Raw genomic sequence first — 16545 nt, 5'->3', positions numbered from 1 at the left:
GACACGTGCAAGCCGTCCGCTCCCGCGCTCCCCGAAGGCGTCCGCGTACGGGTGTTGCGTGCCGTATACGGCGATCCGCGCGCCGCCGCCGAACTCCTGCCGCGGCTCACCGAACGGCAGTCGACCGGCCTGGACCCGCTGCCGACGGAACCGGCCGAACTGGCCCCCGCCGTGCTGCGCGCACGCCGCGCTCGGATCCAGTCGCTGCCCGACGACACCCGACTGCTCCTGCTCCTCGCGGCGGCGGACCAGTACCCGCTCGCGACCCATGCCTTCCTACGCGCCGTCACGGCCGCCCGCCTCGACACCCGGCCCCTGGAGGCAGCCGAGGCGGCCGGCGTCGCGCAGGCGACGGCGGGCGGGGTCGTCTTCCGGGACGCGTGGACGATGATCGCCGCGTACGAGACGGGCTCCCCGGCGGACCGGCGCGAAGCCCACCGGCTGCTGGCCCGCGTGCTGTGCGGCGACGGCGAGACACCCGGCCGGTCCTGGCACCGGGGCGCCGGCGCGCTCGGCCCCAGTACCCGGCTCGCGACGGAACTCGGGGCTGCGGCGCGCCAGGCGCACGACGCGGGCCTCCTCACCCCGGCCCGGGCCCTCGCCGAACGGGCGGCCGCCCTCAGCCCCGACCCCCGTGACCAGTCCCGCCTGCTCGCCCTCGCGGCCGCCTGCGCCTGGCAGTCCGGCGACGGAGACCGCGCCCGCCGCCTGGCCGCCGCCGGCCACGAGGAGGCCCTGACCGGCGTCCTCGCCCTGCGGGCGGGCAACGCCTCCGAGGCGTTCGACGCGTTGCTGGGGGCGGCGGTGCGACGGGTATCCGAGGCAGTCGAGGGCGCGGGTGAACACCCCGAGGTCATGTCCGGCGGGCCCGAAGGGACACACGCGCGGGGCGGGTCGAGCCGCACGCCGTCCGCATCGGCGGCACACGGCGGGCAGGAGCACCGGGCGCGGGCCACACGGGTCCCCACCGACCACCCGGACACCGCGGCTCACGCCGCCGTGCCCCCGGTGCCGGCTGCGGGGTTTGCAACTCCGCGCGGTGCGGGGGGAGTCGGTGCGGGGACCGCAGGTCCGCCTGTCCCGGCTGGAGCGGGTGCGGGCGCCGCAGCTCTGCCCGTCCCGGGCGGGGCGCGTGTGGGCGCCGCAGCTCCGCGCGTCCCGGATGCGGTTGGCGCGGGATCCGCAACCCCGCCCGTCCCTCACGGAGCGGGTGTGGGCGCCGCAGCTCTGCCCGTCCCGGACGGAGCGCGTGGGGGCTCCGCAGATCCTCGTGTCTCGGGCGGGGCGGGTGTGGGCTCGGAAGCTCCGCCTGAACCGGGACGAGCCAGGGCGGGGTCCGCAGTTCCGCTCGTCCCTGACGGAGCGGGTGCGGGTACCGCAGCCCTGCCTGCCTCTGACGGAGCGGGTGCGGGTACCGCAGCCCTGCCTGCCTCTGACGGAGCGGGTGCGGGTACCGCAATCCTGCCTGCCTCTGACGGAGCGGGTGCGGGTACCGCAATCCTGCCTGCCTCTGACGGAGCGGGTGCGGGCACCGCAACCCCGCCCGTTCCGGATGGAGCCGAAGCCGCGGACGGCGCCCCCGACCTCGTCACCGCGTACGCCTTCGCCCTCGACCCGGCCGCCCGGCTCCTCGCTCGTGCCACCGAAGCCGCCGTCTACACCGGCGACCTGCGCCGGTGCCGGGAGGCGGCCCGTGCCGCCGATCGGTGGGGGATCGTGGCCCCCGGCACGCTCGGAGCGCTCGCCGCCGCCTTCGACGGGCGGTACGAGGATGCGCGGGACCTGCTGATGGCGGCGGCCGGGCGGTGCGGTCCCGGCGGGGATCCCACCGTGCTGATTCATGCCGGTATCGCCGCACTGCTGCTCGGCGACCACACCGCGGCCGCCACCGCCACCCACCGCGCGGCCGCCTCGGCCCGGGCGCGGGGCGTGACGGCCACCGTCGTGCAGGCGATGGAGTTCCGGGCGTACGCCGACTTCTGGACCGGGCGCCCCCGAGCCGGGGAAGCCGCCGCGGCGGACGCGCTGGGTCAGGCGTACGCCACCGGCCAGGACAACGGCGCGTGCCATCTGCAGGCCGCGCTCGCCATGTTCGCGGCGATCACCGGCGACGCGGACGTCTGCCGCGCACGCGCCGCCACCGCACGGTCGTACGCCCTCGCCCGCGGCCTCGGCCTGCCCGCCGCCCTCGCCCAGTGGGCGCTCGCCTACCTCGACCTCAGCAGTGGGCGCTTCGCCGCGGCGGCGGCCCGGCTGCGCGCCCTCGCCGGATTCGGGCCAGGCCACGGCCACCGCGCCATCCGCCACCTGGCCACCCCGCATTACGTGGAGGCCGCCGTACGCACCGGCGACAGCAGGGTCGCCCGGGCCGCCCACGCCGACTACCACCGCTGGGCGAGCGCCGTGCTCAGCCCCGACGACCTCGCCCTCAGCGCCCGCTGCCGTGCCCTGCTGGTGCCGGGCGAGGAGGCCGTGGCGCACTACCGCGAGGCACTGGACCTGCACTCGCGCGGCACCCGGGACTTCGAACGCGCCCGCACGGAACTGCTGTTCGGCAGCGCGCTGCGCCGGCTGCGCCGCCGTACCGAGGCACGCGACCGCCTCCACAGCGCCCTGGAGGCGTTCGACGCCTTCGGCGCGCCGCACTGCGCGGCCCAGGCCCGCACCGAACTCCGCGCCCTGGGCGCGCCGACGGCACCCGCACCCACCGCCCCGGACGGCCTCACGGCCCGTCTGACCGCCCAGCAGCTGCTGGTCGCCCGGATGGCCGCCGAGGGCGCCACCAACCGTGAGATCGCCGACCGCCTCGCGCTCAGCCCGCGCACGATCGACCACCATCTGCGGGGAGTCTTCACCCGACTGGACATCCGCTCCCGCATCGAACTGGTGAGACTCCTGGGCGAAGCCGGCGACTAGGGAGCCTGCCGTCCGCGGAACGCCTCCGCGTCCCACGTCCCGTCCAGCCGCGGCGCGAGCCAAGTCGGCGCCGCGGTGCGGAAGTCGGCGGGCGCGAGGGACCCGGCCCCGGCGGGCAGGGCCCCGAGCAGCGGCGCGCCGGACACGTCGGGCAGGTCCGCCAGGTTGCAGCGCGAGGCGAGATCCGGTGCGTCGGGCCAGCTGCCGATCACGACGCCGACCAGGTCGAGCCCGCGGTTGCGCAGTTCACGGGCCGTCAGCTCCGTGGTGTTCAGCGTGCCCAGACCGGCCGACGCCACCAGCAGCACCGGTGCGGCCAGCAGCCCGGCCGCGTCCGCCAGTGTCCCGCCCGTCGCGTCGAACCGGACGAGCAGTCCGCCCGCCCCCTCGACCAGCACCAGGTCGTGCTCGGCGGCCAGCTTGGCGGCGGCCTCGGCGACCTCGTGCGGACGCACCGGCGCCCGCCCGGCCCGCCGCGCTGCCGTGGCCGGCGCCAACGGCTCGGGATACCGGGCGACTTCCTCGGCCCGCACGGTCCCCGCGAGCCGCGCCACCTCGGCGGCGTCCCCGGGTTCGTCCGGCCGTACGCCCGTCTGTGCGGCCTTGAGCACGGCCACCGACCGTCCGGCCGCCAGCGCCGCGGCGGCGACGGCGGCGGTCGCCACCGTCTTGCCGACCTCCGTGCCCGTGCCCGTGATCACCAGTACCGGCATGTCACACTCCTGCTCATCCCTCGCGCGCCGCCGCGCACACCGCGCGCGCGATCCGTGCCACGTCCATGTCGCCCGTGACGTACGGCGGCATCGTGTAGACGAGGTCGCGGAACGGCCGCAGCCACACGCCCTCGCGGACGGCCGCCCGCGTCGCCGCCGCCATGTCGACCGGGTGGTCCAGCTGGACCACCCCGATGGCACCGAGGACCCGTACGTCCTTCACTCCCGGCATCTCCCGTGCGGGCGCCAGCCCTTCCCGCAGCCCCGCCTCGATCCGCTTGACCTCCGCGAGCCAGTCCTGGCCCAGCAGCAGCTCGATCGAGGCGCAGGCGACCGAGGCCGCGAGCGGGTTGCCCATGAAGGTCGGGCCGTGGGCGAGCACCGGGACCTCGCCCCGCGAGATGCCGTCGGCCACCCGTGACGTGCACAGCGTCGCCGCCATCGTCAGGTATCCGCCGGTCAGCGCCTTGCCCACGCACATCACGTCCGGCGTCACCGCCGCGTGTCCGGCCGCGAACAGCGCGCCCGTGCGGCCGAACCCCGTGGCGATCTCGTCGAACACCAGGAGCACGCCGTGCGCGTCGCAGGCCTCACGCAGCACCCGCAGATAGGCGGGGGAGTGGAACCGCATCCCGCCCGCGCCCTGCACCACCGGCTCGACGATCACCGCGGCCAGCTCGTCGGCGTGCTCCTCGATCAGCGCGCGCAGCCGGTCGGCGTACGACTCCTCGAACTCCACCGGCGGCGGGTCCGCGAACACCTGGCGCTGGAGCACCCCGGACCACAGCTCGTGCATCCCGCCCTCGGGGTCGCACACCGACATCGGCTGCCAGGTGTCGCCGTGGTAGCCGCCGCGCCAGGTCAGCAGACGTTGCTTCGCCGGGCGGCCGAGCGAGCGCCAGTACTGCAGGCACATCTTGACCGCGACCTCGACCGACACCGACCCGGAATCCGCGAGGAAGACATGCTCCAGACCATCGGGCGACATGTCGACAAGGAGCTTCGCGAGCCGTACCGCGGGCTCGTGGGTGAGCCCGCCGAACATCACATGGCTCATCCGCCCCAGCTGCTCGCGGGCGGCCTCGTTGAGCACCGGGTGGTTGTATCCGTGGATCGCCGACCACCACGACGACATGCCGTCGACCAGTTCGCCCGAGCCGTCCGCCATCCTCAGGCGCACCCCGCTCGCCGACTCCACCACGAGCGGTTCCTGCCGGCCGGGCATCGGACCGTACGGATGCCAGACGTGCCGCCGGTCCAGTTCCAGCAGCTCGGCGACAGGCAGGCCGGTCAGGTCAGGCATTGGGCGCGAGGTCCGTTCCGGCGCCTCGACGGCGTACGGCGACCAGGTCCGTACGGGCCTCGCCCGCCGGCGTGGCGGCCGGAGCGGAACCGCACGCACCGCCACCCTCCTGGGAGGACCCGCACCCGGCGGCCTCCTCGGAGCCGCATCCGCCCCTGCGGTGCTCCGGCAGCGTGACCTGGTCGGTGCCCTCCACCTCGAACCCGGCGTCCGCGATCATGTCCAGGTCGGCCTTGCCGGCCTGGCCCTCACTGGTGAGGTAGTCGCCCAGGAAGATCGAGTTGGCCAGGTGCAGGGCGAGCGGCTGCATCGACCGCAGATGGACCTCGCGCCCGCCCGCGATGCGTACCTCGACGTCCGGGCAGACGAAGCGGACCATCGCCAGGATCCGCAGGCACCGCTGGGGGGTGAGGTTCCACTCCTTGGCCAGCGGCGTGCCCTCGAACGGGATCAGGAAGTTGACCGGCACCGAGTCCGCATCCAGCTCACGCAGCGAGAAGACCACGTCGATCAGGTCCTCGTCGCGCTCGCCCATGCCGGCGATCAGCCCGGAGCAGGCGGAGAGGCCGGCCGCGTGCGCCTTCTGCACGGTGTCCACCCGGTCGGCGTACGTGTGCGTGGTCGTGATGTCCCCGTACGTCTCCTCGGACGTGTTCAGGTTGTGGTTGTACGCGTCCGCGCCCGCCTCGCGCAGCCGCTCGGCCTGGCCGTCGGAGAGCAGACCGAGGCAGGCGCACACCTCGACGCCCTCGTTCTGGTCCTTGATCGTCTTGATCGTGTCGGAGACCCGGTCCACGTCCCGGTCGGTGGGGCCGCGTCCGCTCGCCACCAGGCACACCCGTTTGGCGCCTCCGGCCAACCCGGCCGCCGCGGCCTTCGAGGCGTCGTCGGGCTTGAGCCAGGTGTACTTGAGGATCCCGGCGGTGGAGCCGAGCCGCTGCGAGCAGTAGGAACAGTCCTCCGGGCACAGGCCCGACTTGAGGTTGACGAGGTAGTTGAGTTTCACCCGTCGGCCGAACCAGTGCCGGCGTACCTTGCCGGCCGCGGCCACCACATCGAGCAGGTCGTCGTCGGAAGTGGCGAGGACGGCCAGCGCCTCCTCGCGGGTCGGCAGCTCGCGCCGAAGCCCCTTGTCCACCAGCGTGTTCAGCAGGTCCATGAGAGCCGATCCTGTCCTACGCAGGCGCTTTCGGCCAAGGAGAGTTCGGACAACGAAGGCTCTTCGACGTGTGGGTATTGCCACATCATGGGTGCCCGGCCGTCCCGCTAGGGTCTGTGAACTGCCTACAAATCGCCGGCGCTGCCGGCACATTCCCTGGAGGGCCGATGGCGTTCGCCTGGATCGACGAGCAGGCCGAGCTGCGCCGCCGCGCCGGACTCGTACGGACGCTGCGCCCCCGCCCCTCCGACTCACCGCTCCTGGACCTGGCGAGCAACGACTACCTGGGCCTGGCGCGGCACCGGGAGGTCACCGAGGGCGCGGCGCGCGCCGCGCGGACCTGGGGCGGCGGCTCCACCGGCTCCCGGCTCGTCACCGGTACCACGGAACTCCACCAGGAGCTCGAACACGAGCTGGCCGACTTCTGCGGCTTCGAGGCGGCCCTGGTGTTCTCCTCCGGGTACGCGGCCAACCTCGCCGCGGTCACCGCGCTGGCCCCGCACGGCTCGCTGCTCGTCTCCGACGCCGGCAACCACGCCTCGCTGATCGACGGCTGCCGCCTGGCCCGCGGGACCACGCAGGTCGTCGCGCACGCCGACCCGGACGCCGTACGCAAGGCACTGAGGACGCACGAGGGTCCCGCCGTCGTCGTGTCCGACACGGTCTTCTCCGTCGACGGCGACGCTGCCCCGCTGGCAGGGCTCGCCGAGGCCTGCCGGGAGCGCGGCGCGGGACTGGTGGTCGACGACGCCCACGGCCTCGGCGTTCTCGGCGACGGCGGCCGCGGCGCCCCGCACGGGGCGGGGCTCGCGGGCGCCGACGACGTCGTCGTGACGGTCACGCTGTCCAAGTCGCTCGGCAGCCAGGGCGGTGCCGTCCTCGGCCCCGCCCGGGTGATCGACCACCTGGTCAACGCGGCCCGGACCTTCATCTTCGACACCGGCCTCGCCCCCGCGGCGGCGGGCGCGGCCCTCGCGGCCCTGCGCCTGCTGCGCCGCGAGCCGGAGCGGGCGGCGCGGGCCCGGGAGGTCGCCGCCGACCTGCACGCACGCCTGAGCGCCGCGGGTCTGGAGGCGGTACGTCCGGACGCCGCGGTCGTCTCCGTGCGCGCACCGTCCCCGGAGGGGGCCGTGCGCTGGGCGGCCGACTGTCGTGCGCACGGGCTGGCCGTGGGCTGCTTCCGTCCTCCTTCCGTGCCCGACGGCATCTCCCGGCTGAGGCTGACCGCCCGCGCGGACCTCACCGACGGGCAGATCGAACGCGCTGTACGGGTGATCGGCGAAACGCGACCGTGAGTCGGCGTGGCACGGCCGCGCGTCGCGCCCGGGGGGAAACGGTCAGATGTGGTGCACCGCGGCCGTGAAACCCGCCCAGCTCTCGGGGGAGAAGAGCAGCGCGGGTCCGGCCGGGTTCTTCGAGTCACGCACGGCGAGCAGTCCGGCCGAGCGCCCGGCCACGAGCCGGGCGGTCTCGACGCAGTTGTTCGCTCCCGTGCTGTAACTGCTGCGCAGCCACCGCAGGCCGTGCAGATCGGTGGTCGAGGGTACGTCCCGAGGCAGTACGGACATGGTGCCTCCTTACGCGCCGTCACCTGTCGCGGCGATGTAGTCCAACGAGTCCTTGGGCGAAAGGGCGTGGAACTGAAGGGCGTTGAAGGCCTCCGTGTAGGCCTGGAGGTCTTCTTTCCGTTCGAGGTAGAGGCTACTCGTCAAGTGGTCGAGAACAACCACATCCAGATCAGATGTGCGCGAAAATGAGAAAATAACGAAAGGCCCGGTGACACCGATGTGCGCGCCGGCCGCGAACGGCAGTACCTGCAACCGCACTTGGGAAAGCCGCGCGGCCTCGACCAGCCGCGCCAGCTGCCGCGCCATGATGCCGGGGCCGCCGACCTCCCGCCGCAGCACCGCCTCGTCCAGGACTGCGCTCAACTCCAGCGGCGGATGCGAACGCAGCACGTCCTGCCGGGCCAGGCGCACCCTGACCAGGGCGTCCAGCTTCTCGTCGTCCAGCCCGCCCACCGCGGCCTTCGTCACCGCGCGTGCGTACTCCGGTGTCTGCAACAGACCGGGCACCACCGTGGTCTCCAGCGTGCGCATCGCGCTGGCCTGCGACTCCAGGCTGATGAAGTCCCGGTAGGTCGGCGGCAGTACACCTCGGTACGCGTGCCACCAGTGGTGCCGGCCGCCGGTCTCGTCGGAGCCCGCCAAGGCCAGCAGTAACTCGCGCGGTGGGGAGTCGTGCACGCCGTAGGCGTCGAGGAGTAACCGCACATCGGCCGGTTTCACCCCGCTCGCGCCGGTCTCGATCCGGCTCACCTTCGACTGGTGCCAGCCCACCAGCCGGGCCGCCTCACCACTCGTGAGCCCCGCACCGGTGCGCAGCGCACGCAGTTCGGCGCCCAGCTTCCGGCGGCGCACCGCGGGACCGTGCTGCATGGGCTACTCCTTACTCCAACCGAGGCACCCAAATACGGTCTGCCGTCGCAGAGTTCACTGCTTCGAGCGACAGATATATGCATATCTTGGTGGATCGCCACCCGTGACCGCCCCGGTAATGGCACTCTGGCGGCGAAGCACCAGTCCGGGACCGTACTCGAACCTCCGCTTTCGCGTCGGACTGCGGTCCCGTGGGAAAGGGACGACGTCGTCATGGCAGACCACCTGGAATCATCCGTCACTCTGCCGAGCGATCCCGCCTCGGTCTCCGTTGCCCGCTCCTACGTGCTCACCACCCTGGCGGAGTGGGGTCTGCCGCCGGGCACGGAGGCGGCCGACACCATTCGCCTCATCGTCTCCGAACTGGCCACCAACGCCGTACAGCACACCTTCGGGCAGTCACCCACCTTCACGGTGGACATCGCGCTCGACCGTGACGAACACCTGCGCATCGGTGTAACCGACAGCCACCCGCGCTTTCCGAAACGGCTGCCCGCCGCCGTTCAGCAGGACAACGGCCGCGGAATGGTGATCATCCGCTGGCTGACCGCGGAGTGCGGCGGCAAGCTCAGAGTGCGGCCGACCCGCGAGGGGGGCAAGACCGTGTCCATCGAAGTGCCGTGGACCGTACCGGCCGAGCCGGTTCCGGCGGCGGGGCAGCAGGAGCCGTAGGCACCTCTACGACCGGGCCCGGTGCCTCGAGCGGGTCACCGGCGGCGCGCCGACAGCTCGCGGTGCGGTGCTCCTCCGCGCACCACCGTGGCCGGCCCGACGGCTGACCGCTGGGCGTCGGCCCGTACGGCCCGCTGCACCAGCCGTGGGAGCAGCCACCACAGGCCCAGGCACACGAGCAGGGTCGCCCCGCCCGCGGCCAGCCCGCCGGCCCGGCCGGTCGTCACGTCCACCACGAGCAGCACCGACCCGGTGAACGCGAGCACCAGCACCCCCATGCCGAGGGTGGCCAGCCGGGAGGAGACCTGGACTATGCGGGCCTTGGCGCCCTTCTGGAAGAGCGAGCGGTGCAGGGCGGCGGGTGCGGTGAACAGTGCCGCCGCGAGGACCGCCAGCAGGAGCGTGACGACGTACGTGGTGCGCTGGACCGTGTCGAGGGACGGGAAGCGCGGCGTGAAGGCCAGGGTCAGCAGGAAGGCGAAGAGGATCTGCACCCCGGTCTGGGTCACGCGCAGTTCCTGGAGCAGCTCGCCGAAATTGCGGTCGGCGCGCTCCAGCGGAGTCTCGTTGCGTGCGGTGCAGGGACTGTGGTCGGCCATGGATGAACGAGTAACCACTTCGGCCCGTGTCACGCGCTCCACAGAGCCCCCGGAAGGGGGCGGCGGCGGGTCAGGCCGCCACCACCCCCTCGCGGGTGGGTCTACTTGACCCGGCCGTACCAGACGCTCTTGGTCCAGATCTTCTGCAGTCGCACCACGTCCCCGGTCTTCGGGGCGTGCCAGATCTTCCCCTTCCCGGCATAGATGCCGACGTGGTAGACGCTCGAACCCGAGTGGAAGAACACCAGGTCCCCGGCCTTGCGGCTCTTCGAGGAGATGTGGTGCGTCTTGTTGTACTGCTGGGCCGCCGTGCGGGGAAGTTTCTTGCCCGCCTTCTTGAACGAGTACAGCGTGAGCCCGGAGCAGTCGAAGCGGCGTGGCCCGGTGGCGCCGTACTTGTACGGGGAGCCCTTCTTGGACGCGGCGATCTGAAGTGCCTTCGTCGCCGGCGTGGCGGCCGCGGCGTCGGAGGCGACACCCGGTACCACGACGGAGCCGCTCACCGCGGCGATGGTGAGGGCCGAGGCCGTACCGGCCCGGACCATGAGCGACGGGACACGATTGAGCGCAGACATGCGCAACCCTTCGTCAGCCGCCTGTGAAGGATGACCTGTCGGATTCGGGCTGGCGAAGTTGCCCGGCCGCTGCTGCGGCTTCACCCCAAGGGCTGCTCGGCCCGGTCATGGCGTGACCGTTCCGGCGACCCGTATTGCTTGGGTCCTCCACTCCTGCCGATCCACTCCTGTCGACCGGTCATCCGGGCAGCGGCAGGACTCGGCGTCCGCCCGGATCGCCCCGCCGCTTCGGCGGGGGCTTGTCGTCAGACAGGGATCTTGGCTCACTGATGTCCGAAAATCCCAACGGAACCGATGGTTTGTGTTGTTACTCACCACTCACCCGTTCGGGTGGACACCCCAGTGTTCGAAGGGGTGTCGAGGGACCTGCGGGCCCTCGGACCAGCATCGGAACGGCTCATTCCGCCCTGGGGGCACGCGTGTTGCGCAACCCCACAGGGCCTGTAAATGGACGCGGAAGTACTCCAAATGGTGGTACGCCGTTTGGTCCCTTCCGACACGGGCCCGGACGCTCCGTCAGAGGGCGGGGCGTCCGGAACGGCTGTGGGTGCGTCAACTGTCGGTGAGCGGCGGCAGTGTGACGCGAGCCGCGCGGCGCTCCCCGTCCAGCACGCGCAGCGCACGCGCCAGCGTGTCGGCGTGCACCTCGCTCTCGCCCCGACGGTGCATCAGCGCCAGCGCGTCCCGCAGCGCGGCCGCCTTGGTGACCAGCGCCTGCGCGGCCCGCAGCCCGCTGTACGTGTCGCCGGGGCGGGCCGGGTTGATCCTGCCGAGCAGGTCGACCACGTCGAGATAACGGTCGATCAGCTCGCCCTCGGCGCGGGTCAGGGCGGGCAGCGGCGGCAGATCGGGCAGCATCGGTGGCTCACCCCCGGCCGGGAGCGGGGTGCGAGCCCTTGCGGCTCGGGACGATCCGGTCCGCCAGCCCGTACTCCAGCGCCTCCTGCGCGGTGAAGATCTTGTCGCGCTCGATGTCGGAGTTCACCTGCTCCGCACTGCGCCCGGTGTGCCGTACGAGCATCTCCTCCAGGCGGGACCGCACGCGCGTCAACTCGGCGGCATGGATGGCCAGGTCGCTCGCCTGCCCCCGTATCGGCTCCGAGGCCGCGGGCTGGTGGATCACCACGCGGGCGCCCGGCAGCAGGCTCCGCTTCCCGGGCGTCCCCGCGGCCAGCAGGACGGCGGCCGACGAACCGGCCTGCCCCAGGCACGTCGTCTCCACGTCACACCTGACGTACTGCATGGTGTCGTAGATCGCCGACATCGAACTGAACGATCCGCCGGGGGAGTTGATGTACAGCACGATGTCGCGGTCGGGGTCCTGGTACTCCAGGTGCATGAACTGGGCCATCACGTCGTTCGCCGAGATGTCGTCGATCGGAGTCCCGAGGAAGACGATCCGTTCCTCCAGCAGCTTCGCGTACGGGTCCATCGTCCTCATGCCGGAACTCGTGCGTTCGGTGAACTCGGGCAGGGCGTGGCGGGCGGACGGTCGGGTCATGAGAGCCCCTCCTTCGGCGTCTGTAAAAAATGTACAGGATGTACGTGACGTTATGATGGAGGTATGGCCTACGAGATTCCGGTGACGCAAGCCAGAGCTGAACTCGCCGACCTGATCAATCGGGTGGTGTACGGCGGTGAGCGGGTGGTCGTGACACGGCACGGCAAACCCCTCGTCGCCCTGGTGTCCGCCGCCGACCTCGAACGGCTGGAGGAACTCCAGGAGCCCGCTGAGGAACACGTGGTCAGCGCGGTCTCCTCGGTCCGTGAGGTGGCGTCCGCTGCCCGTGAACAGCAGCGCTTCGGCATCGCGGCACACCACCGGGGGCCCGGCGCCTCCTGAGGGCTCCCCTGGCGCCCCACACGGCACACGACAAGACCGCACACCCCCGTCCGCCACGACGAGGGTGCACGGCCGGGCCGGCGCGGTCAGCCGACGGCCACCGGCTCTGGCCGGGATGCGGACTCGGCCCGCTGCGCACGCGTCCTGAGCGCACCGCCGAGGAGTACGGCGCCCAGGCCCAGCGCGGACCACCAGGCCAGCGTGAGGACGGGGCCGGTCGCTGCCGCCCCGTCGAAGAACGACACCGAGCGCAGCAGGCTCGTCCCCGCGCCCGGCGGCAGCCACTGGCCGATCGTGCCGGCCGGCTCGGGCAGCATCTGCGGCGCGGTGGCCGCCCCGGAGAACGGGTTGCCGAACAGCATCACGACGCTCGCGGCGATCGCGAGGCCGGCAGGACCCGCCAGGGCGGCCAGACCGGCCACCGCCGCGCTCACGGCCAGCGCCGCCAGGGTGAAGGTCCCCGCCTCCGCCCACCAGTCGCCGGTGACGACATGGAGCCAGCTGTGCGCGACGGCGGCCGCCACCACGCCGATCAGGGCCGTGGCGCCGACGAGGGCGCCGACGGCACGGAAGCCGCGCAGTCCCAGCAGGGTGACCGCCGACCCCGCCGCGATGCCGGCCAGGGCGAGCGGCAGCACGCTCGCGTTCAGCGCCGAGCCCCGCGGGTCCGTCTGCGGGGCGGCCACCACGTCGACCGTCTCGACCCGCGCGCCCGAGGCGGCGGCCTGCTCCGCCATCGTCTGCTGGAGCATCTGGGCCACGAACGGGCTCGCCGCGGACGCGGTCAGCAGTGTGGTCCCCTGGGCGGTGACCAAGACGGCGCCGTATACGGTCCGGTCCTCGATGGCGTCCCTGGCGGCGGCCTCGTCGGCGTAGCGGTGGATCTCGAACGCGCCTTCCCGCTGCGCGAGTCGCTGCTCCGTCTGGGCCGTCGCGGCAATCGTCCCGGCGACCCCGAGCGGCAGGTCGCGGGGTGCGGTGCGGGCCGCGGGCCAGGCGAAGGCCCACAGGGCGAGTGCCGCGAGCAGGGGGACGAGGACGACGACCGCGATCACGCGGCGCGCGGGAGCCCTGCCAGGGCTGGCGGATGCGGCGGACATGGAATCTCCTTCGACGCGACAGTAAAAAGAAGGATCGTTCGTTTTGACTGTGCCCCCACGGTCTCGCCGAGGTCGCGACCTTGTCAAGAAGGAATGTTCGTTCTACGTTGGGGCCATGGCCCGCGTATCCCAGGCACACCTCGACGCCCGCCGCCGCCAGATCCTCGACGGCGCCGCGCTCTGCTTCGCCCGCAACGGCTTCCACGCCACGTCCATGCAGGACGTGCTCAAGGAGGCCGACCTCTCGGCCGGAGCGGTGTACCGCTACTTCGCCGGCAAGGAGGACCTGATCGCCGCGATCGTCGGCGAAGTGCTCGGAGAGGTCCGTGAGGCTTTCGAGGAGGCCGCGAAGCAGAGCCCGCCGCAGCCGCCGGACCTCCTGGTCGGATCGGTCCTGAGCCGGACGCTGGCCGCGCGGGCGTCGTTGACCGTCGACGGGGAGCCGGCCTTCCCGCGACTGATCGTCCAGGTGTGGGCGGAGACTCTGCGCAGCCCGGAGCTGGCGATCACCCTGCGGGACGGGTACGCCGCGGTGGCCGAGGCCTGGGTGCGGGTCGTCGAGGCGTACCAGGCGGCCGGGATGATGCGGGCGGACCTGCCCCCGGAGCATGTCGCGCGCACCATGATCGCGGCCGTCCAGGGGTTCGTCGCGCAGCAGCCGCTGCTGGGGCCGGCCCCGGTCGAGGTCCTCCAGAACGGACTACGCGCGTTGATGAGCATGTCGGCCCCGCGGGACGAGGCCTGAATGGATCACAGCTCGGTTAACTTGCCTGAAACCCGGTCCAACTAGCCTGCCGATCGACGCCACCAGGGACTTTGCCCCGGGGCCGCGGCAGCCGGACCCCGCACGGTCCGGAGCGAGGACTGTGAGGTGGGACGTGCAACTGACCCCGCACGAGCAAGAGAGGCTGCTGATCCACGTGGCGGCCGACGTGGCCGAGAAGCGCCGGGCCCGCGGGCTGAAGCTCAACCACCCCGAGGCGGTCGCGCTCATCACGTCGCACATCCTCGAGGGTGCGCGTGACGGCCGTACGGTCGCCGAGCTGATGTCCTCCGGGCGCAAGCTGCTCACCCGCGACGACGTCATGGAGGGCATCCCCGAGATGATCCACGACGTCCAGGTCGAGGCGACCTTCCCGGACGGCACCAAGCTCGTCACCGTCCACGACCCGATCGTCTGACGGGAAGGAGCAGCCGTGATTCCCGGAGAGATCCTGTTCGCTTCAGGCCCGATCGTCTACAACGAGGGCCGCGAGGTCACCTCGCTGACGGTCCTCAACGCAGCCGACCGGCCCGTCCAGGTCGGTTCCCACTACCACTTCGCCGAGGCCAATCCCGGTCTGGACTTCGACCGCGCCGCGGCACACGGCAAGCGGCTCAACATCGCCGCCGGCACCGCCGTGCGCTTCGAGCCCGGGATCCCCGTCGACGTCGAACTCGTCCCGCTCACCGGCGCCCGTGTGGTGCCCGGACTGCGCGGGGAGACCGGAGGTGCCCTCGATGCCTGAGATCTCGCGTGCCGCGTACGCCGACCTCTTCGGCCCCACCACCGGCGACCGCATCCGGCTCGCCGACACCGATCTGCTCGTCGAGATCGAGGAGGATCGTTCCGGCGGTCCGGGACTCGCCGGTGACGAGGCCGTCTTCGGCGGCGGCAAGGTCATCCGCGAGTCCATGGGCCAGTCGCGTGCCACGCGCGCGGAGGGCACCCCGGACACGGTGATCACCGGTGTCGTGATCATCGACCACTGGGGGATCATCAAGGCCGACGTCGGCATCCGCGACGGCCGGATCACCGGCATCGGCAAGGCCGGCAACCCCGACACCATGGACGGCATCCACCCCGACCTGGTCATCGGCCCCGAGACCGAGATCATCGCCGGCAACGGACGCATCCTGACCGCCGGCGCCATCGACGCGCACGTCCACTTCATCTGCCCGCAGATCGCCGACGAGGCGCTGTCCTCCGGCATCACGACACTGATCGGCGGCGGCACCGGCCCCGCCGAGGGTTCGAAGGCGACGACCGTGACGCCCGGCCCCTGGCACCTGGCCCGGATGCTGGAGGCGATGGAGGAGTACCCCGTCAACTTCGGCCTCCTCGGCAAGGGCAACACCGTCTCCCACGAGGCGATGCTGTCCCAGATCCGCGGTGGCGCCCTCGGCCTGAAGCTGCACGAGGACTGGGGGTCGACCCCGGCCGTCATCGACGCCTCGCTGACCGTCGCCGACCGCACCGGCATCCAGGTCGCCATCCACACCGACACGCTGAACGAGGCCGGATTCGTCGGCGACACCCTCGCCGCGATCGCCGGACGCGGCATCCACGCCTACCACACCGAGGGTGCCGGCGGCGGGCACGCACCGGACATCATGACCGTGGTGTCCGAGCCGCACGTCCTGCCGAGTTCGACGAACCCGACCCGCCCCTTCACCGTCAACACCGCCGAGGAACACCTCGACATGCTGATGGTGTGCCACCACCTCAACCCGGCCGTCCCGGAGGACCTCGCCTTCGCCGAGTCCCGGATCCGGCCCTCCACGATCGGCGCGGAGGACATCCTCCACGACCTGGGTGCCATCTCGATCATCTCCTCCGACGCGCAGGCCATGGGCCGGGTCGGCGAGGTCATCATGCGGACCTGGCAGACGGCCCACGTGATGAAGCGGCGGCGGGGCGCGCTGCCGGGCGACGGACGCGCGGACAACCACCGGGTACGTCGCTATGTCGCCAAGTACACGATCAACCCGGCCGTCGCGCAGGGCCTCGCCCACCAGGTCGGCTCGGTCGAGACCGGCAAGCTCGCCGACCTCGTGCTGTGGGAGCCCGCGTTCTTCGGGGTCAAGCCGCACCTCGTCGTCAAGGGCGGGCAGATCGCGTACGCGCAGATGGGCGACGCCAACGCCTCCATCCCGACCCCGCAGCCGATCCTGCCGCGTCCGATGTTCGGTGCGATCGGGCGGGCGCCCGGGTCGAACTCCCTCAACTTCGTGGCGCCGCTCGCCATCGAGGACGGGCTGCCGGAGCGGCTGCAGTTGGGCAAGCGCTTCGTCGCCATCGAGTCGACGCGTGCAGTGACCAAGGCCGACATGCGGGAGAACGACGCTCGGCCCCGCGTCCAGATCAATCCCGACAGCTTCGCCGTGCACATCGACGGGGAGCTCGTCGAGGCGACTCCGGCCGCCGAACTGCCCATGGCCCAGCGCTACTTCCTCTTCTGACGGCG

The 16545-nt window shown here is 72.3% G+C and carries 18 protein-coding genes and 1 riboswitch; of the genes, 8 read left to right on the top strand and 10 right to left on the bottom strand.

The window, feature by feature from the left end; translation table 11 throughout:
• The first annotated feature begins 51 nt into the window (after positions 1-51).
• Positions 52-2916, top strand: coding sequence for a LuxR C-terminal-related transcriptional regulator (locus KUM49_RS49375; RefSeq protein WP_374200268.1), 2865 nt, complete (start codon positions 52-54; stop codon positions 2914-2916).
• Here the strand turns inward: KUM49_RS49375 and bioD are convergent.
• From bioD to bioB, 3 genes are read right to left on the bottom strand one after another with little or no spacing between them, the layout of a single operon-like run.
• On the bottom strand, positions 2913-3629 hold the full coding sequence (gene bioD, locus KUM49_RS41145) for a dethiobiotin synthase (RefSeq protein ID WP_217242050.1): 717 nt from the start codon (positions 3627-3629) through the stop codon (positions 2913-2915). The two genes, KUM49_RS49375 and bioD, sit on opposite strands and share 4 nt — an antisense overlap.
• A 13-nt stretch (positions 3630-3642) precedes the next feature.
• The gene (locus tag KUM49_RS41140; protein WP_217242049.1) at positions 3643-4932 is read right to left on the bottom strand and encodes an adenosylmethionine--8-amino-7-oxononanoate transaminase; all 1290 of its coding nucleotides are present in this window, start codon (positions 4930-4932) and stop codon (positions 3643-3645) included.
• A complete protein-coding gene (gene bioB / locus KUM49_RS41135; RefSeq protein ID WP_217242048.1) occupies positions 4925-6091 on the bottom strand; it encodes a biotin synthase BioB in 1167 nt (388 codons plus the stop codon). Before bioB ends, KUM49_RS41140 begins: the two co-directional genes overlap by 8 nt.
• A 167-nt stretch (positions 6092-6258) precedes the next feature.
• Between bioB and KUM49_RS41130 the strand changes: the two genes are divergently transcribed.
• On the top strand, positions 6259-7386 hold the full coding sequence (locus KUM49_RS41130; protein ID WP_217242047.1) for an 8-amino-7-oxononanoate synthase: 1128 nt from the start codon (positions 6259-6261) through the stop codon (positions 7384-7386).
• Between the two features lie 42 nt (positions 7387-7428).
• On the opposite strand, the gene KUM49_RS41125 is transcribed toward KUM49_RS41130, so the two are convergent.
• Entirely contained in the window at positions 7429-7659 is a 231-nt protein-coding gene (locus tag KUM49_RS41125) for a DUF397 domain-containing protein (protein ID WP_217242046.1), read from the bottom strand.
• A 9-nt stretch (positions 7660-7668) separates the two neighbouring features.
• On the bottom strand, positions 7669-8529 hold the full coding sequence (locus tag KUM49_RS41120; protein ID WP_217242045.1) for a helix-turn-helix transcriptional regulator: 861 nt from the start codon (positions 8527-8529) through the stop codon (positions 7669-7671).
• Between the two features lie 213 nt (positions 8530-8742).
• Between KUM49_RS41120 and KUM49_RS41115 the strand changes: the two genes are divergently transcribed.
• Positions 8743-9201, top strand: a complete 459-nt coding sequence (locus tag KUM49_RS41115) for an ATP-binding protein (RefSeq protein ID WP_217242044.1) — start codon at positions 8743-8745, stop codon at positions 9199-9201.
• A gap of 35 nt (positions 9202-9236) precedes the next feature.
• Here KUM49_RS41115 and KUM49_RS41110 read toward each other — a convergent pair whose 3' ends face one another.
• From KUM49_RS41110 to KUM49_RS41095, 4 genes are all read right to left on the bottom strand, one after another.
• A complete protein-coding gene (locus tag KUM49_RS41110) occupies positions 9237-9800 on the bottom strand; it encodes a DUF6328 family protein (RefSeq protein ID WP_217242043.1) in 564 nt (187 codons plus the stop codon).
• Positions 9801-9901: 101 nt separating this feature from the next.
• Positions 9902-10375 carry a C40 family peptidase gene (locus KUM49_RS41105; protein WP_217242042.1) on the bottom strand — a complete coding sequence of 158 codons (474 nt, stop codon included), beginning with the start codon at positions 10373-10375 and terminating at the stop codon, positions 9902-9904.
• A gap of 3 nt (positions 10376-10378) precedes the next feature.
• A riboswitch (cyclic di-AMP (ydaO/yuaA leader) is annotated at positions 10379-10590 on the bottom strand.
• A 337-nt stretch (positions 10591-10927) separates the two neighbouring features.
• On the bottom strand, positions 10928-11233 hold the full coding sequence (locus KUM49_RS41100) for a hypothetical protein (protein ID WP_217242041.1): 306 nt from the start codon (positions 11231-11233) through the stop codon (positions 10928-10930).
• Between the two features lie 7 nt (positions 11234-11240).
• Positions 11241-11876, bottom strand: coding sequence for an ATP-dependent Clp protease proteolytic subunit (locus KUM49_RS41095; protein ID WP_217242040.1), 636 nt, complete (start codon positions 11874-11876; stop codon positions 11241-11243).
• 63 nt (positions 11877-11939) lie between these two features.
• Between KUM49_RS41095 and KUM49_RS41090 the strand changes: the two genes are divergently transcribed.
• On the top strand, positions 11940-12218 hold the full coding sequence (locus KUM49_RS41090) for a type II toxin-antitoxin system Phd/YefM family antitoxin (protein ID WP_217242039.1): 279 nt from the start codon (positions 11940-11942) through the stop codon (positions 12216-12218).
• A gap of 86 nt (positions 12219-12304) precedes the next feature.
• Here KUM49_RS41090 and KUM49_RS41085 read toward each other — a convergent pair whose 3' ends face one another.
• Entirely contained in the window at positions 12305-13318 is a 1014-nt protein-coding gene (locus KUM49_RS41085) for an ABC transporter permease (RefSeq protein ID WP_217242038.1), read from the bottom strand.
• 115 nt (positions 13319-13433) lie between these two features.
• On the opposite strand from KUM49_RS41085, the gene KUM49_RS41080 reads away from it, so the two are divergent.
• The 4 genes from KUM49_RS41080 (at position 13434) to KUM49_RS41065 (ending at position 16540) form a co-directional block, all read left to right on the top strand.
• Positions 13434-14063 (top strand): TetR/AcrR family transcriptional regulator, encoded by a 630-nt coding sequence (locus KUM49_RS41080; RefSeq protein WP_217242037.1) that lies wholly within the window; start codon positions 13434-13436, stop codon positions 14061-14063.
• Positions 14064-14196: 133 nt separating this feature from the next.
• Positions 14197-14499, top strand: coding sequence for an urease subunit gamma (locus KUM49_RS41075; RefSeq protein ID WP_010988499.1), 303 nt, complete (start codon positions 14197-14199; stop codon positions 14497-14499).
• 15 nt (positions 14500-14514) lie between these two features.
• Positions 14515-14826 (top strand): urease subunit beta, encoded by a 312-nt coding sequence (locus KUM49_RS41070; RefSeq protein WP_217242036.1) that lies wholly within the window; start codon positions 14515-14517, stop codon positions 14824-14826.
• Positions 14819-16540, top strand: a complete 1722-nt coding sequence (locus KUM49_RS41065) for an urease subunit alpha (protein ID WP_217242035.1) — start codon at positions 14819-14821, stop codon at positions 16538-16540. Before KUM49_RS41070 ends, KUM49_RS41065 begins: the two co-directional genes overlap by 8 nt.
• The last annotated feature ends 5 nt before the right edge of the window (positions 16541-16545 follow it).

Origin of the sequence: Streptomyces sp. AC555_RSS877 (assembly GCF_019049245.1) — a bacterium.
Classification (GTDB): domain Bacteria; phylum Actinomycetota; class Actinomycetes; order Streptomycetales; family Streptomycetaceae; genus Streptomyces.
The sequence above is the reverse complement of the archived record's forward strand: the minus strand, read 5'-3'. Positions and strand labels throughout refer to the sequence as shown.